At 62.8% G+C, this 24,572-nt stretch carries 20 protein-coding genes; 10 read left to right on the top strand and 10 right to left on the bottom strand.

The annotated features are described in order from the left end of the window. Positions 1-8: 8 nt before the first annotated feature. From JQ597_RS03790 to JQ597_RS03780, 3 genes are all read left to right on the top strand, one after another. Positions 9-3,143: an efflux RND transporter permease subunit gene (locus tag JQ597_RS03790; RefSeq protein ID WP_212262896.1), complete on the top strand. Its 3,135-nt coding sequence runs from the start codon at positions 9-11 to the stop codon at positions 3,141-3,143. Positions 3,144-3,165: 22 nt separating this feature from the next. Beyond that, the gene (locus tag JQ597_RS03785; protein ID WP_502754225.1) at positions 3,166-3,531 is read left to right on the top strand and encodes a hypothetical protein; all 366 of its coding nucleotides are present in this window, start codon (positions 3,166-3,168) and stop codon (positions 3,529-3,531) included. A gap of 202 nt (positions 3,532-3,733) precedes the next feature. Further along, on the top strand, positions 3,734-4,150 hold the full coding sequence (locus JQ597_RS03780; RefSeq protein WP_212262895.1) for an META domain-containing protein: 417 nt from the start codon (positions 3,734-3,736) through the stop codon (positions 4,148-4,150). Positions 4,151-4,187: 37 nt separating this feature from the next. On the opposite strand, the gene JQ597_RS03775 is transcribed toward JQ597_RS03780, so the two are convergent. After that, the gene (locus JQ597_RS03775) at positions 4,188-4,364 is read right to left on the bottom strand and encodes a hypothetical protein (RefSeq protein WP_212262894.1); all 177 of its coding nucleotides are present in this window, start codon (positions 4,362-4,364) and stop codon (positions 4,188-4,190) included. A gap of 123 nt (positions 4,365-4,487) precedes the next feature. Next, positions 4,488-5,393 carry a LysR family transcriptional regulator gene (locus JQ597_RS03770; RefSeq protein WP_212262893.1) on the bottom strand — a complete coding sequence of 302 codons (906 nt, stop codon included), beginning with the start codon at positions 5,391-5,393 and terminating at the stop codon, positions 4,488-4,490. A 135-nt stretch (positions 5,394-5,528) separates the two neighbouring features. Here JQ597_RS03770 and JQ597_RS03765 point away from each other — a divergent pair, with 135 nt between their 5' ends. Continuing rightward, positions 5,529-6,518 carry a tripartite tricarboxylate transporter substrate-binding protein gene (locus JQ597_RS03765; protein ID WP_212262892.1) on the top strand — a complete coding sequence of 330 codons (990 nt, stop codon included), beginning with the start codon at positions 5,529-5,531 and terminating at the stop codon, positions 6,516-6,518. A 79-nt stretch (positions 6,519-6,597) separates the two neighbouring features. Continuing rightward, a complete protein-coding gene (locus JQ597_RS03760; protein ID WP_212262891.1) occupies positions 6,598-7,674 on the top strand; it encodes a tartrate dehydrogenase in 1,077 nt (358 codons plus the stop codon). A gap of 98 nt (positions 7,675-7,772) precedes the next feature. Here JQ597_RS03760 and JQ597_RS03755 read toward each other — a convergent pair whose 3' ends face one another. After that, positions 7,773-7,943 (bottom strand): hypothetical protein, encoded by a 171-nt coding sequence (locus JQ597_RS03755; RefSeq protein WP_212262890.1) that lies wholly within the window; start codon positions 7,941-7,943, stop codon positions 7,773-7,775. Positions 7,944-8,205: 262 nt separating this feature from the next. On the opposite strand from JQ597_RS03755, the gene JQ597_RS03750 reads away from it, so the two are divergent. Beyond that, positions 8,206-9,201, top strand: coding sequence for an MBL fold metallo-hydrolase (locus tag JQ597_RS03750; protein ID WP_212262889.1), 996 nt, complete (start codon positions 8,206-8,208; stop codon positions 9,199-9,201). A 165-nt stretch (positions 9,202-9,366) separates the two neighbouring features. On the opposite strand, the gene JQ597_RS03745 is transcribed toward JQ597_RS03750, so the two are convergent. Continuing rightward, a complete protein-coding gene (locus JQ597_RS03745) occupies positions 9,367-10,374 on the bottom strand; it encodes a Bug family tripartite tricarboxylate transporter substrate binding protein (RefSeq protein WP_212262888.1) in 1,008 nt (335 codons plus the stop codon). Between the two features lie 277 nt (positions 10,375-10,651). Between JQ597_RS03745 and JQ597_RS03740 the strand changes: the two genes are divergently transcribed. The 4 genes from JQ597_RS03740 to JQ597_RS03725 all read left to right on the top strand — a co-directional run bounded on the left by JQ597_RS03740 (position 10,652) and on the right by JQ597_RS03725 (position 16,268). After that, positions 10,652-11,935, top strand: a complete 1,284-nt coding sequence (locus JQ597_RS03740) for an MFS transporter (protein ID WP_212262887.1) — start codon at positions 10,652-10,654, stop codon at positions 11,933-11,935. A gap of 62 nt (positions 11,936-11,997) precedes the next feature. Continuing rightward, positions 11,998-12,774 carry a potassium channel family protein gene (locus JQ597_RS03735; protein ID WP_212262886.1) on the top strand — a complete coding sequence of 259 codons (777 nt, stop codon included), beginning with the start codon at positions 11,998-12,000 and terminating at the stop codon, positions 12,772-12,774. Between the two features lie 183 nt (positions 12,775-12,957). After that, complete coding sequence (locus JQ597_RS03730) at positions 12,958-14,979, top strand: adenylate/guanylate cyclase domain-containing protein (protein WP_212262885.1); 2,022 nt, start codon at positions 12,958-12,960, stop codon at positions 14,977-14,979. Beyond that, the gene (locus tag JQ597_RS03725) at positions 14,976-16,268 is read left to right on the top strand and encodes an ABC transporter substrate-binding protein (protein WP_212262884.1); all 1,293 of its coding nucleotides are present in this window, start codon (positions 14,976-14,978) and stop codon (positions 16,266-16,268) included. Before JQ597_RS03730 ends, JQ597_RS03725 begins: the two co-directional genes overlap by 4 nt. A 25-nt stretch (positions 16,269-16,293) precedes the next feature. Here the strand turns inward: JQ597_RS03725 and JQ597_RS03720 are convergent, their stop codons facing one another. From JQ597_RS03720 to JQ597_RS03695, 6 genes are all read right to left on the bottom strand, one after another. Further along, positions 16,294-16,776, bottom strand: coding sequence for a deoxycytidylate deaminase (locus JQ597_RS03720; RefSeq protein ID WP_283813386.1), 483 nt, complete (start codon positions 16,774-16,776; stop codon positions 16,294-16,296). A gap of 189 nt (positions 16,777-16,965) precedes the next feature. After that, entirely contained in the window at positions 16,966-17,880 is a 915-nt protein-coding gene (locus JQ597_RS03715; RefSeq protein ID WP_212262883.1) for a PaaI family thioesterase, read from the bottom strand. A 42-nt stretch (positions 17,881-17,922) separates the two neighbouring features. Then, positions 17,923-19,398 carry an amidase gene (locus tag JQ597_RS03710; RefSeq protein WP_212262882.1) on the bottom strand — a complete coding sequence of 492 codons (1,476 nt, stop codon included), beginning with the start codon at positions 19,396-19,398 and terminating at the stop codon, positions 17,923-17,925. 27 nt (positions 19,399-19,425) lie between these two features. Further along, positions 19,426-22,566 (bottom strand): efflux RND transporter permease subunit, encoded by a 3,141-nt coding sequence (locus JQ597_RS03705; RefSeq protein ID WP_212262881.1) that lies wholly within the window; start codon positions 22,564-22,566, stop codon positions 19,426-19,428. 21 nt (positions 22,567-22,587) lie between these two features. Further along, positions 22,588-23,769, bottom strand: a complete 1,182-nt coding sequence (locus JQ597_RS03700; protein WP_212262880.1) for an efflux RND transporter periplasmic adaptor subunit — start codon at positions 23,767-23,769, stop codon at positions 22,588-22,590. 260 nt (positions 23,770-24,029) lie between these two features. After that, positions 24,030-24,500 carry a DUF805 domain-containing protein gene (locus JQ597_RS03695; RefSeq protein WP_212262879.1) on the bottom strand — a complete coding sequence of 157 codons (471 nt, stop codon included), beginning with the start codon at positions 24,498-24,500 and terminating at the stop codon, positions 24,030-24,032. Positions 24,501-24,572 lie beyond the last annotated feature (72 nt).

Genomic DNA, 24,572 nt, shown 5'->3' with positions numbered 1-24,572 from the left:
CAGGGCAGATGTTTCGCTTTCTCGTCACACAGTCGCTGCGCAACAGCCTGCTGGTCATGGCGGCCGCGCTGGCCCTGGTGTTGCTCGGCATCTTCAGCGCCGGCCGGCTGCCGGTGGACGTGTTTCCCGACCTGAACAAGCCGACGGTCACGATCATGACCGAGTCGGACGGGCTCGCGCCGCCCGAGGTAGAACAGCTCGTCAGCTTTCCGATCGAGACCCAGATGAACGGTGTTCCCGGCGTGACGCGGGTCCGCTCGGTTTCCGGAATCGGCCTTTCGATCGTCTATGTCGAATTCGACTGGGGTACCGATATCTATCGTAACCGGCAGCAGATCGGCGAGCGCCTCAATCTGATCCGGACCCAGTTGCCGCCCAATACCGTTCCGCAATTGGGACCGATCAACTCAATCATGGGCCAGGTGCTGCTGGTCGCGGTGACCAGCGACCGGGCCTCGGCGATGGAAGTCCGCGAGACCGCCGACTTCGTGGTGCGGCCGCGGCTGCTCACGATCCCCGGTGTCGCGCAGGTGATTCCGATGGGGGGCGAGGTCCGGCAATACCGGATCGCGCCCAATCCGCCGGCGTTGCGCAGCCTTGGCGTCACCTACGAGCAGGTCGAGCTCGCCCTCAATCAGTTCGGCGTTAATACCGGCGGCGGATTTACCGATCAGCATGCCCGCGAATATCTGATCCGCAACATCGGGCGGACCACCAATCTGGACGACCTTCGCAACGTGGTGGTGGCGCAGGTCAATGGCGGGCCGGTCTATCTCAAGCAGGTCGCCACCGTCGAGTTCGCACCCAAGGTCAAGCGCGGCGACGCCGGCTATATGGGCAAGCCCGCCGTGGTCGTCTCGGTCGAGAAGCAGCCGAACGTCGATACCATCCGGCTCACGCGCGAGATCGAACAGGCCCTGAAGGAAATCACGGCCTCGCTGCCAACAGGCATGAAGGCCGACCAGATCATCTTCCGGCAGGCCAATTTCATCGAAACCTCGATCGGCAATGTCGAGCGTGTCCTGCTTGAGGCCGGCGCGGTCGTCGCCATCGTGCTGTTTCTGTTCCTGATGAACTGGCGGACGACGGCGATCTCGCTGGCTGCGATCCCGGTGTCGATCCTGACGACCGCGGTCGTGTTCTATTTTGCCGGCCTGTCGATCAACACGATGACCCTTGGCGGCATCGCCATCGCCATCGGCGAACTGGTCGATGACGCCGTCGTCGACGTCGAAAACATCTTCCGGCGCTTGCGCGAAAATCGCGCTTTGGAGCATCCCCGCCCGGCGTTCGACGTCGTCGTATCGGCATCCCAGGAAGTGCGCTCCGGCATCGTCTATGCGACCGCGATCATCGTTCTGGTGTTCGTGCCGCTGTTCGCGCTGTCGGGTATAGAAGGCCGGCTGTTTGCGCCGCTGGGCCAGGCCTACATCATCTCGATTCTCGCCAGCCTTGCGGTCTCCATCACCCTGACCCCGGTGATGGCGTATCACATGCTTCCGCATCTCAAGCGCCTCGATCATGGCGACAGCGCGCTGGTTGCGATGCTCAAGCGCGCCAATGCGGCCTTGCTGGAACGGGTTTTCCACCATCAGCGCGCCTTGATGGCTGCCGCACTCGCGGCGGTCGTCATCGCGGCGGCTTCCGCATTCTATCTTCCCCGCGCATTCCTGCCGCCCTTCAACGAGGGCACCTTCACGATCAACATGCTCTTCAATCCGGGAATCTCGCTCGCCGAATCCCATCGCGTCGGGTTGATTGCCGAGCGCCTCATCCTTGAAGTGCCCGAGGTCAAGACCGTTGGCCGGCGAACCGGGCGGGCGGAGCTCGACGAGCATGCCGAAGGCGTCCATTCGTCGGACCTCGAGGTCAATCTCAAGCCAACGAAACGGCCAAAGACCGAAATCGTCGCGGATATCCGGGCCCGGCTCGCCGTGCTTCCCGCTGCGATCAACGTAGGCCAGCCGATTTCGCACCGGCTCGACCATCTGCTTTCGGGCGTTCGGGCCGAAATTGCGCTGAAAGTGTTCGGCGACGATCTGAACAGCCTGCGCGCGACCGCTGACATGTTGCGCGGCAAGCTGGCGGAGATTCCGGGTCTCACCGACCTGCAGGTCGAAAAGCAGGTGCTGATTCCGCAGCTGGAAATCCGCGTCGATTATGGCCGTGCCGCGCTCTATGGCGTGCAGCCGGCCGCCGTGATCCAGCAGCTCAGCCGGCTCTCGAACGGCCGCGTTATTTCACGGGTGGTGGACGGCTATCGCCGGTTCGACGTCACGATGCGGCTGCCGGATCGGCTTCGCACCACGCAAACCCTGGGCGACCTCTTGATCGAAACGCCGGCCGGATGGATCCCCGCCCGGCAGATCGCCGACGTCAAGGAGACCGAAGGCCCCAACCAGATCTTGCGCGAGAACGGTCGCCGTCGTGTGGTGGTGCTGGCGAACGCCGACGGGACGGCCGACATGACCGACATCATCGAGGCGATCCGGAAGGTGACCGCGTCGACCAGGCTTCCCGAAGGCTTCTACGTTCGGCTGGAGGGAACGTTCCAGGCTCAGGAGGAAGCAAGCCGGACCATCGGCGTACTCTCGCTGCTGTCGCTGTTGCTGGTGTTTGCCATTCTCTACAGCCGCTACCGCTCGACCGTGCTCGCCTTCATCATCATGGGCAACGTCCCGCTGGCGCTGATCGGGTCGGTCGCGGCGCTTTGGCTGGCGGGCCAACCGCTCTCGGTTGCGTCGATGGTCGGATTTGTCACGCTGACCGGTATTGCGGTTCGCAACGGCATCCTGAAAATCAGCCACTACATCAACCTGGCGCTGAAAGAAGGAATGCCGTTCGGCCACGACCTCGTGGTTCGCGGCAGCGTCGAGCGGCTGACGCCGGTCTTGATGACGGCGATGGCGGCCGGCGTGGCGCTGGTGCCGCTGCTGATCGATGCGGCAAATCCCGGCAAGGAAATTCTCCATCCGGTGGCCGTGACGATTTTCGGCGGTCTCCTCAGCGCGACCCTGCTCGACACGCTGCTGACGCCCGTTCTCTTCCTTCGCTATGGCGAAGCTCCTCTGGAGCGGCTGCGGCGAGGTGCCGACGGCAAGGCGGGAACGGCCCCGGCAAATTCAGCCGCCGAAGCTTTTTGACATCAACATGCGGAGAATGACGGTGAATGCGAAATTTCTGATGGTTGCGGCCATGTTGGCCTGGTCGACTTGCGCCTCGGCGCACGACGAGAAGGGAACGAATGGCGGGTGGGTCGCCCATGCCGGTTCGTATCACGTCGAACTGGTTTCGAAATCCGACAGGCTCGAACTGTTCGTCAGCGACGAGAACCAGAAATCGATCCCGGCAACCGGCTTCAAGGCGATTGCCATCCTCGTTGTCGGCGGCAAATCCCAGCGAATCCTGCTGCAGCCTGCCGGGAGCGCGCTGCTTTCCGGCACCGCCAGCGTCGCATTGCCGGTTCAGCCAAAAGGTGTCGTTCAACTGACCGGTCCTGATGGAAAGACGGCGCAGGCAAAATTCGACTGAGCGGATTGCGAAGCAAGGCCCAGATCGATCAATGAAATTCCCGCGGCGCAGCCCGCGGGGATTTTTTCGTCGGTGCGGCATTTTTGCGCATTGGCTGAGGCAGGACAAGAAGCCGGTCTGAACCGGACGGCTCTAGCCAATGACATACTTGTTCAATAGAACGGCGCGATATCGGGGTTGAGGATTTTTCGAGAGAGGTTGTATGGTTTCATTCGCGCGCATGGTGAAGCTCGCAGGCGTTGCCTCGGTGCTGCTGGTTTCCGTCCCCAATGCCGGTCAAGCCCAGGCCGACAACGGCTTTCCGTTCGGAATGGAAATGACCATGGATGTCCCGCCTCAGCCTGGCTCCAAGCGGATACCGAATCTCGAGATTGGCGACGCCGGCGAAGTGGTGCTCGAACTCTGGTGCAAGGGCGGCAAGGGGCAGTTTTCGGTGGCGGGCAACACCGTGATCTTCGTCGCCGGCGCGATGGAGAACCGCAATTGTCCGCCCAATCGCGCCCAGGCTGACGATGAACTGATTGCCGCACTGACCGATGCCGCGACTTGGAAGCGGCAGGGCGATGCGATATCGTTCATCGGCACCAGGACGCTGCGGTTCCGGCTCAATACGAACTAGCCACGCGAGTTCGCAATGCCGGAGGCAACGGCCGCGATCAGCGGCCGAATGAGAAGAAAACCTTCGGCGGCAGCGGCTGCGGATTGAGCGCGACCCAGTCCAGCCTGGAGGTAAACTGGCGCTGCAATCCGCTCACGATGATGATGCCACCGGCAACGCGATCGAGTTCATCGGAAGTCAACGCTTCGGCTTTGACGGGAGTGAAATCGGTCATGGCTGTCTTCCCTTATTATGCGCAGCACGACGCTGCGACGAACGGGACATTGCCTTCTCCGACCCGGCTTGTTTGTGATCCAGATCACTCAGCCCACGATTCGTTCCGTGACCCGTCCTGACTTCACGCGTCCTTTGCATAGCGCTTAAGCGAAGCTTTGAGGATCTCCAGCATTTCGTCCCTGATGAGATCGCGCGCGCCGCGGGTCCAGGCGGCTGCGAGCGGCAAGCGGTTCATGTCTGACCCCGCGAGCGGAACAAACTGAACGCCACGCGCCGCCATTCGCGATGTCCATCGTGGCACGATGGCAACGCCGAGTTCGGCCGCGACGAGGTTCACGATGGTCTGCTTTTCATTGGCAATTTGGATGATTCGCGCCTGCAGTCCAGCCTGAGCAAACAGTTTCATGGTCAGATCGTGGCTATGCGGGCGCGACCGGCGCTCGGGTACGATCAGCGGCTGTTCGGCAAGATCGGCGACGGTCACCCGTTTTCTCGACGCGAGGCGATGATGATCCGGCACCGCGACGACGGCCGTCTCGTGCAGGAGAAACAGAAATTCGAGCCGCTTGTCGGGCTTTTCCGGAGGGCGCACCAGGGCGATGTCGAGCCGGCCGGAGAGCAGCGCCGGCAACAGCCGGATCGTCTTGTCTTCCGTCAATTTCACCGTGACATCCGGTCTCTGTTCGCGAAAGTCGGAAAGCAGCATCGGCAGCAGTCCCGCCGCTGCGCTGTCGATCGCGCCGACGCGGATGATCGCGCCCTGCTTGCGGCCCCGCGCCTGGAATTTGACCGCCAGATTGTCCGCCTGCGCCAGCAGATTGCGGGCCTCCTTGAGCAGGACGACGCCATCATCGGTCAGCGTCACGCTGCGCGTCGTTCGCGTCATCAGGCGGGTGCCGAGATCGTCTTCGAGCAGGCGGATGTAACGGCCGAGCGCGGAGGGTAGCATTTCCAGCCGTTGGGCCGCGCGCCCGAAATGCAGCTCCTCGGCCGCCGCCACGAAGCAGCGAAGCTGGTGCAGTTCCATATTTCGTCCTCCTCCGGCAGATTATATCAAATATTTGTATAATCGTATGCCGATTGAAGGCGCGTGGCCTTTAGCCGTAGCGTGTCCGGAAGCGCTGAAATCAGCCAATCAACGAATTCTGCAGGGAGCGACCCAATGCGGTTCAATCGTCGTACGATCCTTTCCGGCGCCCTCGCGGCCGCGTCGCTATGGGCGTCACCCACGGCCTTCGCGCAGACCGCCTTTCCGACAAAACCGGTCACCATCATCGTTCCGGCGGCGGCCGGAGGGCCGACCGACACCGTGGCCCGCCTGATCGCGGAATCGATGGGCCGAAGCCTCGGCCAGACCATCCTGGTCGAAAATGTCGGCGGCGCCGGTGGCACGCTCGGCATGGCGCGCGTGTCGAAGTCGGCCGCCGACGGCTACACGCTCGCGATCTGGCACATCGCGCATGCCACCGCACCCGCGCTCTACGACTCCCTCAAATATGATGTCGTCGACGATTTCGATCACCTCGGCCGCATCACCGACGTGCCGATGACCCTGGTGTCGAAGCCGACACTTGCTGCCAACAATGTGACCGAGTACGTGGCGTGGATTCGCGCAAGCGGCGACAAGGCCGTCTACGGACATGCCGGCATCGGTTCCGCCTCTCATCTTTGCATGCTGATGCTGATGAAGGAGCTCGGCGTGCAGATGAACGGGATTCCGTATCGCGGCACCGGGCCGGCCATGAACGACCTGCTCAGCGGCCAGTTCGACGTGATGTGCGACCAGACCACCAACACCACCAACCAGATCAAGGAAGGCAAGATCAAGGGCTTTGCCGTCACGACCAAAGCCAAAGTCTCGTCATTGCCTGACCTGCCGACGCTCGACGGCGGCGCCGTCAAGGGATTTGAGGTCTCGGCCTGGCATGCGATGTGGGCCCCGAAGGGATTGCCGAAAGAGGTGACCGACAAGCTGGTCACAGCCCTTCAGGCCGCGCTGAAGGACCCCAAGGTGATCGAGCGGTTTGCCAATCTCGGCACCGAGCCGGTCCAGGCGGAGCTGGCGACGCCGGCGGCGCTCAAGGCGCATCTAACAGCCGAAGTGCCGCGCTGGGGCGCCGTGATCAAGGCAGCAGGCGCCAAGGGAAACTGAGCTCGAAATTGAACCCGCCGTCGCAAGCGGCCGGTCACCCATGGCTGAACAACGACATTCGCAATCCGGAGACCAATCGATGAAGACGTACGCCATAGCCGCCATCCCGGGCGACGGGATCGGCACCGAAGTCATTGCCGCGGGTGTCGAGGTGCTGCACGCGCTGGCCCAGCGCGACGGCAACTTCAAATTCAAGGTCGATCATTTTGACTGGGGGTCTGAATACTACAAGAAGCACGGCATCATGATGCCGGAGGATGGCCGCGACCAGATCAGGAACCACGACGCGATCCTGTTCGGCTCGGCCGGCGCGCCTGACGTGCCTGATCACATCACGCTGTGGGGTCTGCGGCTCGCCATCTGCCAGCCTTTCGATCAATACGCCAACGTCCGTCCGACGCGGATCCTGCCCGGCATCACCAGCCCGCTGCGCAACGTCCACGGCAAGGAGCTCGACTGGGTGATCGTCCGCGAAAACTCGGAAGGCGAATATGCCGGCGTCGGTGGCCGCGTCCACAAGGGCTTGCCGCTCGAAGTCGCAACCGACGTCTCGATCCTGACCCGTCCCGGGGTCGAGCGCATCATGCGCTTCGCCTTCAAGCTCGCGCGGTCGCGGCCGCGCAAGCTGCTCACCGTCGTGACCAAGTCCAACGCCCAGCGCCATGCCATGGTGATGTGGGACGAGATCGCGACCGAGATCGCGGCCGAGTTCAAGGACGTGACCTGGGACAAGATGCTGGTCGATGCGATGACCATGCGCATGGTCATGAAGCCGGAGACCATCGATACCGTGGTGGCCACCAATTTGCACGCCGACGTGCTGTCGGATCTCGCTGCCGCGCTCGCCGGCTCACTCGGCATCGCGCCGACCGCCAACCTCAATCCGGAGCGGACCTATCCCTCGATGTTCGAGCCTATACATGGCTCGGCCTTCGACATCATCGGCAAAGGCATCGCCAATCCCGTCGGGACGTTCTGGTCATCGGTGATGATGCTGGAGCACCTCGGCGAGCCGGCAGCCGCGACGCGGTTGATGCAGGCGATCGAGCGTGTCACGGCCGATCCCCGCTTTCACACGCCGGACCTCGGCGGCAAGGCCAGGACCGACGAGGTCACGGCCGCGGTCGTTGCCTCCATCCACGGCGCCAACGACTGAGATCGTGCGATCCGTCGCAGCGATCCGAAACGAAGAAAGGGCGACCTTGCGGCCGCCCTTTGCATTGCCGGTTTGCTTTGCAGCTCCGGCAGAGTCCATCAAGTCACGCGGACCGCGCCGGTCGACTGGCCGTACTTGTTGTGACCGACAATGTACCAATGGCCTCCCATTTGGTAATAGGTGGCCTTGCCGCCGGTGACGGCTTCGAGTTCGTGGTCGGCAAGCGCGCGCGTGTCGAGGGTATCGGCATTCCTGATCCTGGTATTCATCGCAGTATCTCCCTTTGCGCCGGGCGGCGCGACCATCGCGTCCGCTGTCCGGTGAGGAGGACAATGCCTGCTGCCGCGCCGGCGCGCTGTTCCCCAGGTGACAGGCGGGGGGCGGGTGAGAAAATGTGGGCCGGGTAGCTCCCGCACCGGCCGGCTCCGAAGATTCGGTCTGGCTTCGGCTTGCGGAAGGTCCCAAAAATCAGGAGTATTCACGCCAATGCGGGAGCCAAATCCCGGGATAAATAATTGAGGGGAGACGCCTATGACGGCTTTCACGCGCCGCGATCTGTTGTCGGCTGCCGCAGGCGCGGCAGCGGCCACGAGCCTGCCGTTCAGTCAGCCAGTTCGCGCCGCGACGCCGCCAGCGGGCAAGCAGACCGCCGGCTGGTACCGCTACAAGATCGGCAGCATCGAGGTGACCGTGGCCACCGACGGCGTCAACCGCTTCAAGATGGCGGAGGATCACGTCACCAACATCAAGAAGGATGCGGTGAACGCCGCGCTCGCCGAGGTCTTCATGGAAAAGGACATGATGACCACGCCGTACAACCCGATCGCCATCAACACCGGATCGAAGCTGGCGATCATCGATACCGGCACCGGCGAGAGCAATTACAAGAAGAGCAACGGCACCGCCGGCCAGTTCGTGACCAATCTCGCCGCCGCGGGCATCGACCGCAATGCCGTCGATGTCGTGATCATCTCGCACTATCACGGCGACCACATGAACGGCCTCCTGATGGACGACAATTCACTGACCTATCCGAACGCCGAGATCCTCGTGCCCGCCAGGGAGCACCAGTACTGGATGGATGACGGCGAAATGAGTCGCGCCCCCAAAGGCCGTATCGAGGGCGTCTTCAAGAATGTGCGGCGGGTGTTCACGCCGGAGGCTCTGAAGCGTGTAAGAACCTATGAGGGGGGCAAGGAAGTGATTCCCGGCGTCACCGCGCAGGGTACGCCTGGGCACTCGCCCGGCCATAGCTCGTTCGTGATCGCCTCGGGTTCGGATTCCGTCTACGTGCAATCCGATGTCACCCACGTCCCGTTCCTGTTCGTCCGGCATCCCGACTGGCACGTCTTTTACGATCAGGACCCGGCGATGGCGGAAGCGACCCGCCGCAAGGTTTACGACATGCTGGCGGCCGACAGGATACGGGTGCAGGGTTTTCATTACCCGTTCCCGTCGCTCGCGCATGTCGAGAAACACGGCAGCGGCTACCGGGAGATTCCGGTGATGTGGAATCCGAATATTTGATGTGCGATCGGCTTCACCTCGCCCCGCTTGCGGGGAGAGGTCGGATCGCACTTGCGATCCGGGTGAGGGGGTACAGGTCTATCAATTTGCATCAGCGTTCGCGGAGAGAGCCCCTCACCCCGACCCTCTCCCCGCAAGCGCGGGGCGAGGGAGCAGTAGCCGGCGCTAATCCACCTTCAGCCCGAGCTGATGCACGAGCTTGCTCCACTTCTTCTCTTCCTTGTCGATGTCGTCGGCGTATTCGGCAGGTGTCGAGGCCAGGGGATCGCCGCCTTCGATCCGGATGCGTTTTTGCACCTCCGGATCGCTGCCGAGTTTGCGCAGCTCGGCGCTGAGGATTTCGACGATCTCCGGCGGCGTGCCTGACGGCGCCAGCAGCCCGTAATGCAGCACGGCTTCGAAGCCGGGCATGCCAGATTCGTCGAAAGTCGGCACGTCAGGCAACAGCGAGAACCGCTGCTTGCTGGTGACGGCGATGGCGCGCAACTGGCCGGCCGCGATATTGCCGAGCGCCGGCGGCAGCACGCCGAACGCGACAGGCACATGGCCGCCGAGCAGGTCGTTCATCACGGGCGCCGTGCCCTTGTAGGGAATGATAGCGGCATCGATACCGGCTTCGGCCTTGAACAGTTCCGCGCACATGTAGCCGCCGGTGCCGACCGGCGACGTGCCGATATTGAGTTTGCCCGGCTCCTTCTTGGCGAGCGCTATCACATCAGCAACCGTCTTGGCGGAAAACGACGGATGCGCGAGCAGGGCCACCGGCATCGATGCGACGAGACCGATCGGCGCAAAATCCTTGCGTGGGTCCATGCCGAGCTTGGTGTAGAGGCTGGGGTTGATCGAGAGGGTGCCGGTGTGGCCCAGCAGCAGCGTGTAGCCATCAGGCGCGGCGCGCGCCACGGCGCGGGTGCCGATGGTTCCTCCGCCGCCGCCGCGGTTGTCGACGGTCACGGTCTGGCGGAACGCATCGGACAGTTTTTGCGCCACCACGCGCGCCATGGCGTCGACGCCGCCGCCGGCCGGGTAGGGGACAATGAGCGTGATGCTGCGCGCTGGAAACTCAGCGGCATGCACGACCGCGCTTGCCACCAGCGGGCCTGCGAAGGCGACGGCAGATGCAAAGGTGATCACGGCATTCATGACATTGCGACGATGTGAGAGCTTAACCACCAGATTGCCTCCGTCCAGCGATGTCGATCCACGTTCTTATGGGTGGCCTTGTTTCACCGCAAGCCCGGCGCGCCGCAACATTCTTCATCGAATGCTCGATTGGCCTGCAAAGGGAATCATGCACTGCAGCAGAGAGGTTCGATTCATCGCCTCGCGCAGCCCCTGGAAAACGGCCAACCGTCAGACCCAACCTTGAACTGCCTGCCAAGGCCGCATAGGCTCGGTGATTGGAAACGCCTGCCAGGCAACAAACAACAAGAGGGATACCCCCCAGTCGATGAGCTCCGCGTTGCGGCGCCCTTTTGCCCACCGCCGGGGCCTGATCATCGTCGCGACCTTGGCCACGGCCTATGTCGCCAGCCATTTTTTCCGCGCCGCCAACGTCACCATCGGCCTCGACCTGATGCGCGACCTCGCCATCGGACCGGAAGCCTTGGGCGCGCTGACAGGCGCGTTCTTTTTCGGCTTCGCCGCGATGCAGATCCCCTGCGGCCTTCTGTTCGACCATTTCGGACCCCGGCGCACCGTGGCTTGCATGCTGATCCTCGCCACGACAGGCGCTGCGATCTTCACGCTGGCGCCGACCTGGCCGGTGCTGCTCACCGGCCGCGTTCTGATGGGCGCCGGCTTCGGCGTCATGCTGATCGGCAGCATGGTGGTGATCTCGCGCTGGTTTCCACCGGATCGTTTTTCCACGCTCACCGCCATGGTGCTGTCGATCGGACTGCTCGGCAATCTCTTCGCCACCACGCCGCTGGCATGGGCCTCGCAGGCCGTCGGCTGGCGCGCCGTGTTCGGCGTCGTCGTCGTCTTCATCGCACTCGCCACCATCGCCGTGTGGCTGGTGGTGCGCGACGCGCCGGCCGGCCACCCGTTTCTCGACCGCACCCCGGAGCCGCCACGCCAGATGCTGCAGGGCCTGATCGAGGTGCTGGGCAATCCGCGCCTGAGGCCGATCCTGGCGATGAATTTCTGCAACTATGCCTGCACCTTCACCGTTCAGGGTCTGTGGGGCGGTTCGTTCCTGCGCGAGGTGTATGGCATGAGCCCGATCGAGGCCGGCAACGTACTGCTGGCCGCCGTGATCACCTACCAGCTTGGCATCGTCGCCTTCGGCCCCTTGGACCGCGTGCTCGACACCCGCAAATGGATCGCCATCGGCGGCACCATGGTGACCATATCCATGCTTGCGACGCTGGCGCTCGCGTCCCGCCCGCCCGTCTGGGTGCCCGTCGGCGCCATCGTCGCCATCGGTTTCTTCAGCGCCTCCAGCACCATGGTAATGACCCACGGCCGCGGCATCTTCCCGGACCGGCTGATCGGGCGCGGCATTGCGACCATCAACACCGCCGTGATGCTGGGCGTCGCCTGCATGCAGACATTGTCGGGCATCATCGTCGGCGGGTTCGAGCCTCTCGCCGATGGCACCCGCTCCGAGACCGCCTACCGCGCCTTGTTCGGCGTGCTCACCGTGGTGCTGATGTCGGCCGTTGCGATCTACAGCCGCTCGCAGGACGTCAGGCCCAGCGACGAAATGCGCGCCCGGGCGGCCACCGCGTGATGCCTCGGCGCGGCGCCCTGCATGGCTTGCCATGATGCGGGTAAACCTGTGAACATGCCGCCATGAACCTCGGCGCGCTGAAAAGCAATATCCGGCAGCTTTACGAAAGCGACACGCCGCTCGGCGTCCGTTTTCGCTACGCCCTGCTGGCGTTCGACATCGTCACGGTGCTGTTCATCGTCGTAACGTCGTTCCTGCCCCCAAGCGAGATCGTCGAAACGCTCGACGTCCTGTTCGGCGCGGTGATCCTGGCCGACTTCGCGGCGCGCCTGTTTATCAACCGGCGCCGGTTGCGGGCATTTACCCGCATTTCGACCTGGACCGATCTGATCGCGATCGCCTCATTCCTGGCCCCGCTGGCGGGAGAAGCGGGCGGCTTTCTGCGCATCCTGCGCACCTTGCGGCTGCTGCGCGAGGTTCAGATGCTGACCCGGTTGCGCGGCGACAGCACGTTTTTCCGGCGCAACGAGGAAGTGATCTTTGCCGTCACCAATCTTGCGGTCTTCATCTTCGTGATGACCGCGATCGTCTACGAGACCCAGAAGTTTCGTAACGAGCAGATCACGAATTATGCCGACGCGCTGTATTTCACCGTCACGGCGCTGACGACGACCGGCTTTGGCGACATCACCCTGCGCGGAACGGTCGGCCGCATGATTACGGTCGTGATCATGATCTTCGGCGTGACGCTGTTCTTCAATCTCGCCCGCGCGCTGCTGTCCCCGAGCAAGGTGCGTTTTCCCTGCCCCTCCTGCGGCCTGCAGCGCCACGACAGCGATGCCGTGCACTGCAAGGCGTGTGGTGTGGTCCTGAATATTCCCGACGAAGGGGCGACGTAGCCGAGCCGCGCGGAAATTACGATAATTTCGTACAGTGGTATTTGCCTTAAACGCTTACTCTCCGAAGGCGGCGGCATCATCGCCGGCGTTTGAACCTCTGGCCGGAGCGGTCGTACGGAAACCATGCCCTATTTGGGGTAGACTGCCGCGCAATAGACCCATGCAATAGACAACAGCGTTGCCATGGATGATGATGCCACCCGCAAGGTGGCGACAGGCGCCGGTTGCATCGGCCATGTGCGAAAGCCTTTTGCGCCGCAACGCTCGCCAGGTGCGATCCGCGGTGGCCTGGGAGTCGGAACGCAGATGTTCACATTCCGGACCTCCATCACGTTTGTGGTCATGGCGTTTATCGTCGCGTTGACCGTGCTGCTGATCGCCATTCAGCTCCGGTCGCTGCGCTTCGCCACCCACGAAGCCGCGTCTGCCTACATGGATGCAACCAGCACCAAAGTGCTTGGACGTCTTCGAGGCGAGCTGTCCGCGATTTCATCGCTGGTCAATGTGCTGGCTACCAGTTCAAGCGTGGCCGACTCCGATGAACGAAGCGAGACCGGCCGCGCCATTCCGCTGTTCAAGGCCGCACTGCAGGAATTGCCGCAGATGGACAGCATCTATGCCGGCTTCGAGAACGGCGCCTGGCTGCAGGTGCGGCGCATCAGCGACCTTACCGAAGAGCAGCGCGAACGCCTGCGCGCGCCCTCCAACGCAGACATCGCAATCAGTCTCATTCGTCCGACCGCTGGAGGTCAACTGCCGCTGCGGCGGATCTTCCAGGACAAGCAAGGCAACGAGATCGATGAAATCGATCTGTGGAAATACGGCTACGACACCCGTAAACGTTCCTGGTACTGGGCGACGATGCAGGCGGACCGGCCGTATGTTTCAGAACCCTATCTCTCGTTCAGTATTGGCGCCCCGGTCATCACCGTCAGCGCGCCACTGCGCGGCAAGGTGCCGGGCGTGATCGCCGCCGATCTCAAGCTCGATACGTTCAGCGAATTCGTCCAGGCGCAGCGGGCGGGACAGCACGGCACGGTGATGATCTTCGACCAGGCGGGATCGATCATCGCCCACCCCCAGTTTTCAGATCTGGTGACCAGCGCGATGACGCACCCGGCCCGATCGTCATTGCCCAGCATCGACGAGATCAACAAGGGAATCGTGGCCTCGGTGATACGCGGTGCGTACAACAAGGACAATTACGAAGGAAACATCGAGGACGAAACAGGGAAAGGCTTTCTCTTCAGGGTGACGAAGTTCGCGCTCGGCGAACGCTACAGCGGCAACATATTGCTGCTGGCGGCCCAGGATGACTTCGTCCAGAACGTCCGCGAGCTCCAGTTCAATGGGTTGGTTCTCGCGATCCTGGTCGGCGCGGGCTTCATTCCGGTCGTCTGGATGTTCGGCAGCCAGATGTCCCGGGCCATCCAGCGCATTACCGCGCAGGCGCGCCAATTGCAGACACTGGCTGAACCCGAACTCGTGCCGGTGACGTCCTACATCAGGGAGATCCACGCGCTGGGCAGCAACATGAATCTCGCGCAGCGGGCGATATGGTCGTTCGCGCATTTCGTTCCCAAGGAGATCGTTCGCGGGTTGATCGATAATTCCATCTCAACCGAACTCGGCGGCGTAAAGCAGGACATCACGCTGGTGTTTACCGACGTCCAGGGGTTTACCACGATTGCGGAGTCGGCCGATCCTGACGTCCTGATGCGGCAGACGTCGCGGTACTTCTCCGTGATGACAGAGGCGTTTCTCGCCGAAGGGGGCACGGTCGACAAGTTCATCGGCGACGCCGTGATGGTGTTCTGGAATGCACCCAATCCGCAACCCGACCATGTGGCGCGCGCTTGCCGGGCGGTGCTGGCAGCCAGGGCTGCCGGTGAACGCCTTAACGCCGAATTCGAGGCCGGCGGATTGCAGCCGTTCATTACAAGGTTCGGCATTCATGTCGGCGAGGCCGTGGTCGGCAATGTCGGATCGACCGAGCGCATGAATTACACGGCACTGGGCAACACCGTTAATCTGGCGGCCCGTCTCGAGGGCCTGAACAAGCAAACCGGGACAACGGTCCTGGTCAGTGAGGATGTGTTCCGGCGGGTTGGGGATCTCTTCAAGTTCAGGGCTCTTGATGCCGTGGTTGCCAAGGGCATGACCAAGGAAACCCGCATTTTTGAACTGCTGGGAGCATCGACATGAAGCGGACGCCGATCCCTTGCGGGATATTGTCGACGCTGCTCACGCTCTGGCTGGGCTTCACTGCGTCGGCTGTTCACGCCGCCGAAGACACGATCAAGGTCGGCATTCTGCACTCGCTGTCCGGCACCATGGCAATCAGCGAGTCCGTCCTGAAGGACACCGTGCTGATGCTCATTGCGGACCAGAACAAGAAGGGAGGGCTGCTCGGAAAGAAACTGGAGCCTGTTGTCGCCGACCCCGAATCGGACTGGGATGCCTTTGCGGAAAAAGCCGGCGAGTTGCTGACCAGGGACAAGGTCGCGGTGGTATTCGGCGGCTGGACCTCTCTTGCGCGAAAGGCGGCTCTTCCCATCTTCGAGCAGATGAACGGGCTGCTTTACTATCCCATTCAATACGAAGGTGAAGAGAGCTCCCGTAACATCTTTTATCTGGGCGCAGCACCGAACCAGCAGGCCATTCCCGCTGTTCGGTACCTGATGAGCAAGGAAGGCGGCGACGTTCGCCGATGGGTTCTGCTCGGGACCGATTATCTTTATCCGCGCAAGACCAACCAGATTTTGAGCGCCTATCTTGCGGCCGAGGGCGTGTCTCTGGAGGACATTACGACGATCTATGGAGCGCCGACCCAGTCCGACTGGCGGGAGATCGTCGAACGCGTGAAGTCGTTCGCCGCATCAGGAAAAAAGACCGCGGTGATCTCGACCGTCACCGGGGACTCAAACGTTCATTTGTACGCCGAGTTGGTCAAGCAACAGATCGACGTCAGCAAAATGCCGTTCATGGCGCTCTCCGTCAGCGAACGTGAGCTGCGCAGCGTGGACCTCGGCAAGTTCGCCGGGCACATGGCGGCGCGAAACTACTTCCAGTCCGTCAAGTCGGCAGAAAATGACGCGTTCATCAAGATGTGGACGGATTTCAACGAGCAGCGGGACAAGACCACCAACGATGCGATGGAGGCGACCCTGATCGGCTTTCGGATGTGGGCGCAGGCCGTCAGCCAGGCCGGCACCGCCGACGTCAATGCGGTCCGGCAAGCGATGTACGGCCAGCGCGTCAGGGCGCCGAGCGGTTTTGAGGTTGTGATGAACACCAATCATCTCCTCTCCAAGCCGGCCATGATCGGCAAACTCGAAGCTTCCGGAAGTTATGACGTGGTCTGGCGGTCAATCAGCCCGATCAAGGCGTCGGTCTGGAGCAGATATCTTCCCGACAGCGCCAGACGGATTGCCGATTGGACCTTTCCCTGGGTTTGTGGCGGGTGCACCGAGCCGACCTACAAGGATTGGTGACGGCCCGCACGATGAGGCGGGAGCCTCACTCTTCGGTGGCGTCGGGTAGTTCGGCGAGCCGGGGAATCAGCCGAACCTCGATGTTGGCTTCGTTCAGCATCTGGCCGGAGATGGAGAAATCCTCGGCCCAGTTCGAGTTGGGCCGGTCGGGTGCGTAGGCGACGAGCGCCGTGATGCCGCATTGGATGATGGCCTTGGTGCACTCGACGCAGGGAAACCAGGGAACGTAGATGGTGCAGCCCTTGAGCGCGACGCCAATGCGGGCCGCATTGAAGATCGCATTCTGTTCGGCGTGGCAGCTCCAGATATATTTGGCGCCGGTGATGCGCGAATGACGCTCCTCGAGATCATCGCGAACACCGCGCGGCAGCCCGTTGAAGCCGGTCGAGCGGATTTCATGATCCGGCCCGACGATCACGGCGCCGACGCGCCGCCCTTTCTCGATACTCCAGGTGGCCAGATGATGCGCCAGGAGCATAAATCGCTCATCCCATTTTGGATCCAGCAATACCGTTCCCTCAAAAATCAGTGCGCTCTATGCGCCAATGTTCCACCATCAACCATGGCGAGACAACAGCGAGAGCATCAACATCCCGTTAATGCCCGTGTGGCCGCGGTCAGCACCTGACAGATTTAAGCCCGGCGGTAGCCGCTTGTCGATGACTGCTTGGATCGTAAGCTTAACGCCTGGATACGCCTATTCCTCGTCCGCGCCCGGCGCCTGCCTCAGCATGAAATGCCCGAACGCCGAGGCGATCGGTTTGGTCCGGTCGTCCTGCCAGGCCTGCGCCTCGAAGGCGACGACGCGCCGGCCCTGCTTGACGATCGAGACATTGGCGTAGCTGTCCAGCGCCCGGCCGGAGCGCAAATAATTGATCGTCAGCCCGATCGGCTTCGGCAGCGACACGCCGAGTTCGCGCGTCACGCCGACGATGGCGGTGGTTTCGAGGAAGGCGCCGGTCATGCCGCCATGGATCGCGGGCAGGATCGGGTTGCCGATGATCTTCTGTGAGAACGGCATCACCAGCGTGCCGTCCTCGCTGACGCGGATGCCGAGGCAGCGCGCGAACGGGCTTTGGGCGAACGGGCCCGTCGGATCTTCCGGCGCTTCAAGCGTCGGCAGCGCGAGATCCTCCCTCGAGCGGCCCTTGAGCATATTGGTGCGGTTGGCGCCGACCATGAAGCAGGCCGTTGCGGTGGCGACCGGATCGTCCTCGGTCTCCTGATAGGCCGTTGCGCGCACGAAGGCGATCGAGCGGGTGACGCGGTAGCAGATCGCATGCGCCCGAATGTCGAGGCCGGGCGTTGCCGGCTTCAAATAGTCGATGCGCAGATCGAGGGTTGCGATCGCGCGCGTCCCGTCGAGCGCGAGCTGGACCGCCATGCCGCAGCTCTCGTCGAGCATCGCGGTGACGACGCCGCCATGAAGTACGCCGGTCCCGGTATCGCCGACGAAGACCGGGCGGTACGGCAGGCTCGACCAGGCCTCGCCAGGGGCGGCGCGGTCGAGCTGAAGTCCGCTGATGTGCCCATAGACGGAGCGGTGGCTCTTGATGGCGTCAGCCAGTTCGTCAAACGGCAGCGGCGTGTCGACTTTTGATGCTTCGGACATACGGACGTTCTAGACCATATTGATGGGTGAGCCAAAGACGACTCAGCCGTTCGTCGCGTGCACGCCGGGCTTCCGTCCCGAGTTCCATTGGCCGCCGAGCGCGCGCTCGATCTGCGCTGCGAGCTGCAGCAGCAGCCCGTCATTGGCCTGCCTGGCCTGGGCCTGAATGCCGAGCGGCAAGCCATGCTCATGCTGCGCCATCGGCAGCGAGATCGCGGGAATCCCGCACAGATTGGCGAGCGGCGTGAAAGCGAAGTTGCGCCACAGATTGCCGAACCAGTCCAGCACCGACGGATTGTCGGAGATGGTCAGATATTCCGTGGTGCCGACCTTGGGCGTCGGCAGCGCGGTGATCGGCGTCAGGATGATGTCCCAATCCTCGAAGAATGCGCCGAAGCCGCGCGAGGTCGTGTTGAAGACCGCCTGCATGCGCGCCCGCTCGGCGAAGGTTGTGTGCCGGCCGGCTTCCCAGATCCTTATGTTGACCGGTTCGATGAGGTCCTCGGGCGGCTTTTCGAGCCCGCGCGCGGCGAGCATGTTGCTGATGACCACCGCAAAATTGCTGATGTAGCAGGTGGTCTGGGCTTCAAAGGCGGCGGGGTAGTCGATCGCCGGCAACGCGTAATCGACGTGGTGGCCGAGGCCTTCGAGGAATTGTCCGGCTTTTTTCAGCTCGGATGCGATCTGCGGTGTCGCCTGGTAGTCGCCCCATTGGTGCGAGAGCGCGATTTTCAGCTTTCCCGGATCGCGCTTGATCATGTCCTGATACGGCTCCGGCGCGGTCCAGAACGGCATCAATTCGCCGGGCGCGGGACCGCGGCAAGCATCGACGAAGGCGGCGGTATCGCGCACCGTGCGCGACTGGCAGCCCTGGATCGACACCAGCCCCGACAAGTCGGAAAGGTGCGGCGCCAGCGAGAACACGCCGCGTGAAACCTTCAGACCGATGTTGCCGTTGACGCCGGCCGGGATGCGGATCGAACCGCCGCCGTCGGTGGCATGCGCGATCGGCACCGCGCCCGCCCCAACCATCGCGGCGCTGCCGGCCGACGATCCGCAGGTGGTGTAGTCGGTATTCCAGGGGTTGCGCGTGACGTAAACGGCGGGATTGTCAGCCGAACTGCAAACGCCGAACTCTGGCGTCGTGGTCCGTCCGATCAAATTGAGTCCGGCCTGGCGCATCTTCGATGTCAGGAACGTATCTGATGTGGCGCGATTGCCGCGCATCAGCAGCGATCCCATTTCCTGCAGGCGTCCCTGCATGGTCGGACCCAGATCCTTCATCAGGAACGGCAGGCCGGCAAACGGTCCCGCAAGATTGGCGCCGGCCTTGGCGGGATCGTCGATGGCGTCTTCAAACAATTCGACCACGGCAGACAGCGCCGGATCGACTTTTGCGATGGCTGCGGCTGCCTGGCTTGCCAATTCCTGCGCCGTCAGTTCGCCCTTCCGCACGCGCTCCGCCAGCGCCACGCCGTCGTGCTGCGCCCATTCGTTCCAGTTCATCGGCAAAGTCATGCGGTCCATTTCCTTACGCGCGGCGTCTTAATGGGGCGCGGCTTCATGCGCCAATCCGGTTTCCTGTATCGTCGGCATCCACAACCGTGCCAGCACCGGGATCACCAGCAGGCTGCAGATCGGGGACAGCAGCATTCCGCCGACGATGACGCAAGCCAGCGGCTGCTGAACCTGCGAACCGATCCCGGTCGAGATCGCCGCCGGGACCAGGCCGATAGAGGCCGAAAGCCCGGTCATGAAGATTTGCCGCATCCGTGTTTCGGCGGCGCGGATGATCGCGTCCTCCGTTCCCATGCCTTCATCGATTTCGCGTCGGATATAGGACATCAGGAGAATGCCATCCATGGCTGACACGCCGAACAGCGAGATGAATCCGACCGCGGCCGAGACGCTGAAATTCAGGCCGCCGATATAGAGCCCCAGAATCCCGCCGGCCACCGCAAAGGGGATGCCCGACAGCGCCAGCAGACTGTCGCGAATCGAATTGAACAGGCTGTACAGCAGCATCAGGATCAACAGCAGGCTCAGTGGCACGATCAGTGCGAGCCGCTTCTTGGCATCGACCAGCGCGCCGTATTCGCCGGACCATTCCATCGAGTAGCCTTGCGGAACCGGGACCTTCTTCGCGATCCGGTCCTGCGCCTCGACCACGGTCGAGCCGAGATCGCGGTCGCGAACGCTGTATTTCAGCGGGATGAAGCGCTGGCTGTTCTCGCGGTAGATATAGGCTGCACCGCTGACGAGCTTGACCTCGCCGAGATCCCCTAACCGGATATAGGCGGTTGGCGTCTTCGGATCCGAGTTCGGCAGCGCCACCGGGATCGCGCGGATGGCATCGACGTCCCTGCGGAATTCGGGCGCCAGACGCACCGTCAGCGCGAAGATCATCTCGCCTTCATAGACCTTGGAAACTTCCTGGCCGCCGATCGCGGCCTGGACCACGGAATTGATGTCGCTGATCGAGAAGCCGTAGCGCGCGGCCTTGGCGCGATCGATCTGGACGACCAGATTGGGCTGGCCGAGCAGATTGAAACTGGCGGGATCGGCGACGCCGCGCACGCCAGAGAGTTCGGTCTTCACCGATTTGGACAGCCGCTCCAGCTCGTTGAGGTCCTTGCCGAAGATCTTGATCGAGTTCTCGCCCTTCACGCCGGAAACGGCTTCCTCGATATTGTCCTGGATGTATTGCGAGAAGTTGAAATCGATGCCGACGAATTCGCGGTTGAGCTTCTCGCTCATCTGCTTGACCATCTGCTCCTTGGTCAGCCCCGCCGGCCAGGTGTCGGCCGGCTTGAGCGGGACAAAGAACTCCGCGAGGAACGATCCGTCGGGATCGGTGCCTTCCTCGCCGCGGCCCTGTTCGGAAAACACGGTCTGGACCGGCGGATAGCTCGATATGATGGCGCGGATCTTGGTCACCGTTTCCATCCCCGCTTCGAGCGTGATCGTCGGCGGCATCACGGCGCGGATCCAGAGATTGCCTTCTTCCAGCTTGGGTAGGAATTCGGTGCCGAGCCGGAAGCTCAGGCTGAGGCACAGCGCGAGAAACACCGCGGCGATGACAGCTGATCGGCGATAGTTGCGGACCGCGGGCACCAGAATGGCCTGGTAAACGGTGCGTATATGACGGACCACGAAGGTTTCGACTTCCCTTACATGGGCCGGCAGCAGGATCGAGGCCAGTACCGGCGTCACGGTGAAGGTGGCAATGACGGCGCCGAGCAGCGCATACGCATAGGTGCGCGCCATCGGCCCGAAGATCTGGCCTTCGACGCCCTGCATCGTGAACAGCGGCAGGAAGGCCGCGATCGTGATGATCACCGAAAAGAAGATCGCCTTGTCGACCTCGATGGCGCCGGTCAGGATCCGGTGCAGCTTGTCGCTGAGTCGCGCCCGCCGATCCGGGGCCACCCCCGGCGTGTGGTGGGCGATATGGCGGAAGATGTTCTCCACCATGATCACGGTGCCGTCGACGATGATGCCGAGGTCGATGGCGCCGACCGACAACAAATTGGCGGACTCGCCCCGCATCACCGTGATCATGACGGCCAGGAACAGCGCCACCGGAATGTTCGCCGCGACGATGACGGCGCAGCGCAGATCGCCGAGAAAGACCCACTGGATGAGGAAGATCAGCGCGATCCCGAACAAGAGATTATGCAGCACGGTCTGCACCGTGATCGCAACGAGATCGCCGCGGTCATAGAACGGCACGATCTTGACGCCTGAGGGCAGCGATCCGTCGGTGTTGATCCGCTCCACCGCCGCGCGCACGCGCTTGACCACGTCCATGGTGCGTTCGAGCTTCTGCATCAGCACGATGCCGGTCACGACGTCGGTCTTGTCGTCGCGGCCGGCGAGACCGAGCCGGGGCGCGAACCCGATCTGGACCTTGGCGACGTCGGATACCAGCACCGGAACGCCGCCCTGCTGGGTCAGCACGATATTGCCGATGTCGTCCATCGAACTGATGACGCCGATGCTGCGGACATTGACCGACTGTTCGCCGATCGAGATGGTGCGGCCGCCGACATTGGAATTGCTGCCCGAGATCGCGGTCATGATCTGCGGCAGCGTCAGCCCGTAGGCCATCATGCGGTCGAGATTGATCTCGGCCTGGAATTCCTTGGTCTTGCCGCCGAGCACGGCGACGTCGGCGACGCCGGGCACGATGCGCAGCTTGCGTTCGACCACCCAGTCCTGCAGCGCCTTGAGCTTCATCACGTCCATGCCCGGCGGGCCGACCAGCTCGTAGCGGAAGATCTCGCTGATGCCGCCGGCAGGCGAGATCACCGGCAGCACGCCGGCCGGCAGCACCGCATCCTTCAGCCGGTTGAGGGTCTGCTGGCGCACGAAATGATAGTCGCGGCCGTATTCGAACTGCAGGCGGACGAAACCGAGCCCGTAGACGGTATTGGAGCGAATGAACTTCAGCCCCGGCGTAGAGGCGACCGCGATCTCGATCGGGATCGTGATGTAGCGCTCGACTTCCTCCGGCGACTGGCCGGCCTGCTGGGCGATGATCTCGACGATCGGCGGCGCCGGGTCGGGATAGGCCTCGATGTTCAGCATCAGGAAAGTGACGTAGCCGAGACCGAGAAAGGCCGCGAACGCGACCATCACCAGCAGCCGCCGCGACAGGCAAAACGCAATCAGACTACGCAGCATCCGTGGCCCCGAAACGCAAAATCATTGACGCCACTCGTTGTCGACGAAGATCGCGCCGCGCGCGAGGACTTTTTCTCCGGCCTCGAGGCCGCTGCGAATTTGCGTCAGGCCGTCCTGCTGGATTCCGATCTCGACCGGACGACGCTTGAACAGCAGCGGTTCGGTCTCGACCCAAACGGTAGCCGTGTCGCCCTCGCGGATCACAGCGTCGGTCGGCACCGCAGGATTCCTCGATGTTTCGCCGATGCTGATCCTGAACATCGCGAACATCTCGGATTTGAGCGCATGATCCCTATTCTCGATCTCGGACCGGACCACGACCCGGCGCGTCGTCAGGTCCGACGTCGAGTTGATGGCGTTGATGCGCGCCTTGAACACCCGGTTCGGCACGGCGGAAACCCTGGCCTCGATCTCCTGGCCGATCCGCACCTGCGCGATATCCTGCTCGAAGATCTGGGCCTTCAGCCACACCGTCGAGAGGTCGGCGATCGTGTACAGGGCCTCGCCGGAATCGGCTTTGACATATTGCCCCGGCCCGACCTTGCGCGAGACGACGGTACCATCGATCGGCGCGGTGATCGTGGTCACGCGGCTCAGCATGCCATCCTGCTCGAGCTTCGAAATTTCCGCATCGGTACGGCCCAAAATCCGCAGGCGGACGCGGGCGGCTTCGAACGCCGTGTCCGCCGATCGCAGGTCATGTTCGGCGGCGGCAAGCTGCGCCTCGGCCTGCTGCAGGTCCTTGGACGGCGCAGCCTTGCCTTCATGGAGATCGCGAACGCGCTTTTCGAGGATCTGCGCCAGATTGTGCTGGGAGCCTGCCTTGCGTCTGGCGGCCTGGGCGGCGATGAAGTCGTTCTGCGGGACCAGTTGCTCGGGGCTGTCGATTTCCAGCAGCGGATCGCCCTTTTTGACCTGATCGCCGAGCTTGGCAACCAGACGGGTAACGCGGCCGGAGAACGGTGTCAGGACGATCGTGGAGGCATCCTCATTGTATCCGATCTGGCCGATCGCCGATCTTTGCGGGCGAAACGCAAACGTCTCAACCTTTGCGACCTCCAGCTGATGCATCTGATCGGGGACGACCCGGACAAAGTCCGCCCCCTTCATGGTGCCCTCGGCCACGGCCGACGATGCGGTCAACGACACGCCGAACAGCGCGGCAATCAGCCGAACAAAATGCGTTTTCGCCGTAATTGACATGCCCCGGACGATACCCCAGCCGCGCAACCCAAACCAAAAGAAATCCGCGCCGATTTTGCCCGGGCGGACCAAAGCATGCCGGTCGCGCCGCAGCTAGGGGCTGCGAGCTTGAAATCACCGGAAAGGCACGCCAGGCGCCACAGGATTGGAGCCGACTTGTCTGCCGTGCCGCCCGATCGGTTTTGCACTCGGTTGTGGTTTGGAGTGGCTATGGTGCAAGAGCGATCAGGACGGCACCCAGCGCGGGACGCGTAGCGGTTTTAAGTCAACTGTTGCGCCGGGTCGGCGCCGTATAGGTTCGTCCCCTTGGTGCCCGGCAGAATGCCGAGCTCGACGATGCCCCATAGCGCGGGCGGAAGGCTCGCAAAAATCAGGATCGAGCCGGTCAAGAAATCTCCGCTCCGGCCGGTTCTGGGGTCGTCAAAGAGGTAGATGCTGAAGCCGCCACAGAACAGGGCAAAGGGGAGCAGCCAGAAAACCAGCAGCCACCAGCCGTTCTTGTTGCGGTCGTGCAATCGCTTGCTGCCTACGGCCAGTATCGGCCACAGGCTCAAGAGCCATATGAATTGCGAGGTCAAGGCGAGCAACAGGACGGCCGCCTTTTCGCTTTCGAGGAGAAAGGGGGCGACGGTCAACACTTGCACCGCGACGATCAGGGCGAGGATCGCCAGCCAATAGGTGCGGCGGCTGATCCGGCCGTCGAAGCTGAAAAGGATCTTCTGCAGTTTCATCGCATCTCGCCAGGGGCGTCCTCCCGGGTGCTTTGATTGGTCGATACGGCGGCAGATTTGGTTCGAAACGGA

It is taken from the genome of Bradyrhizobium sp. AUGA SZCCT0177 (assembly GCF_018130125.1).
Lineage (GTDB): Bacteria > Pseudomonadota > Alphaproteobacteria > Rhizobiales > Xanthobacteraceae > Bradyrhizobium.
This window is presented reverse-complemented; position numbering and strand designations above follow the sequence as displayed.

What these genes read in the sequence shown, in the direction of transcription:
- JQ597_RS03790 (WP_212262896.1), top strand. Translation starts at nt 9, where the DNA reads ATGTTTCGCTTTCTCGTCACACAGTCGCTGCGCAACAGCCTGCTGGTC.
- JQ597_RS03780 (WP_212262895.1), top strand. Translation starts at nt 3,734, where the DNA reads ATGGTTTCATTCGCGCGCATGGTGAAGCTCGCAGGCGTTGCCTCGGTG.
- JQ597_RS03775 (WP_212262894.1), bottom strand. Translation starts at nt 4,364, where the DNA reads ATGACCGATTTCACTCCCGTCAAAGCCGAAGCGTTGACTTCCGATGAA.
- JQ597_RS03770 (WP_212262893.1), bottom strand. Translation starts at nt 5,393, where the DNA reads ATGGAACTGCACCAGCTTCGCTGCTTCGTGGCGGCGGCCGAGGAGCTG.
- JQ597_RS03765 (WP_212262892.1), top strand. Translation starts at nt 5,529, where the DNA reads ATGCGGTTCAATCGTCGTACGATCCTTTCCGGCGCCCTCGCGGCCGCG.
- JQ597_RS03760 (WP_212262891.1), top strand. Translation starts at nt 6,598, where the DNA reads ATGAAGACGTACGCCATAGCCGCCATCCCGGGCGACGGGATCGGCACC.
- JQ597_RS03755 (WP_212262890.1), bottom strand. Translation starts at nt 7,943, where the DNA reads ATGAATACCAGGATCAGGAATGCCGATACCCTCGACACGCGCGCGCTT.
- JQ597_RS03750 (WP_212262889.1), top strand. Translation starts at nt 8,206, where the DNA reads ATGACGGCTTTCACGCGCCGCGATCTGTTGTCGGCTGCCGCAGGCGCG.
- JQ597_RS03740 (WP_212262887.1), top strand. Translation starts at nt 10,652, where the DNA reads ATGAGCTCCGCGTTGCGGCGCCCTTTTGCCCACCGCCGGGGCCTGATC.
- JQ597_RS03735 (WP_212262886.1), top strand. Translation starts at nt 11,998, where the DNA reads ATGAACCTCGGCGCGCTGAAAAGCAATATCCGGCAGCTTTACGAAAGC.
- JQ597_RS03730 (WP_212262885.1), top strand. Translation starts at nt 12,958, where the DNA reads ATGGATGATGATGCCACCCGCAAGGTGGCGACAGGCGCCGGTTGCATC.
- JQ597_RS03725 (WP_212262884.1), top strand. Translation starts at nt 14,976, where the DNA reads ATGAAGCGGACGCCGATCCCTTGCGGGATATTGTCGACGCTGCTCACG.
- JQ597_RS03715 (WP_212262883.1), bottom strand. Translation starts at nt 17,880, where the DNA reads ATGTCCGAAGCATCAAAAGTCGACACGCCGCTGCCGTTTGACGAACTG.
- JQ597_RS03710 (WP_212262882.1), bottom strand. Translation starts at nt 19,398, where the DNA reads ATGACTTTGCCGATGAACTGGAACGAATGGGCGCAGCACGACGGCGTG.
- JQ597_RS03705 (WP_212262881.1), bottom strand. Translation starts at nt 22,566, where the DNA reads ATGCTGCGTAGTCTGATTGCGTTTTGCCTGTCGCGGCGGCTGCTGGTG.
- JQ597_RS03700 (WP_212262880.1), bottom strand. Translation starts at nt 23,769, where the DNA reads ATGTCAATTACGGCGAAAACGCATTTTGTTCGGCTGATTGCCGCGCTG.
- JQ597_RS03695 (WP_212262879.1), bottom strand. Translation starts at nt 24,500, where the DNA reads ATGAAACTGCAGAAGATCCTTTTCAGCTTCGACGGCCGGATCAGCCGC.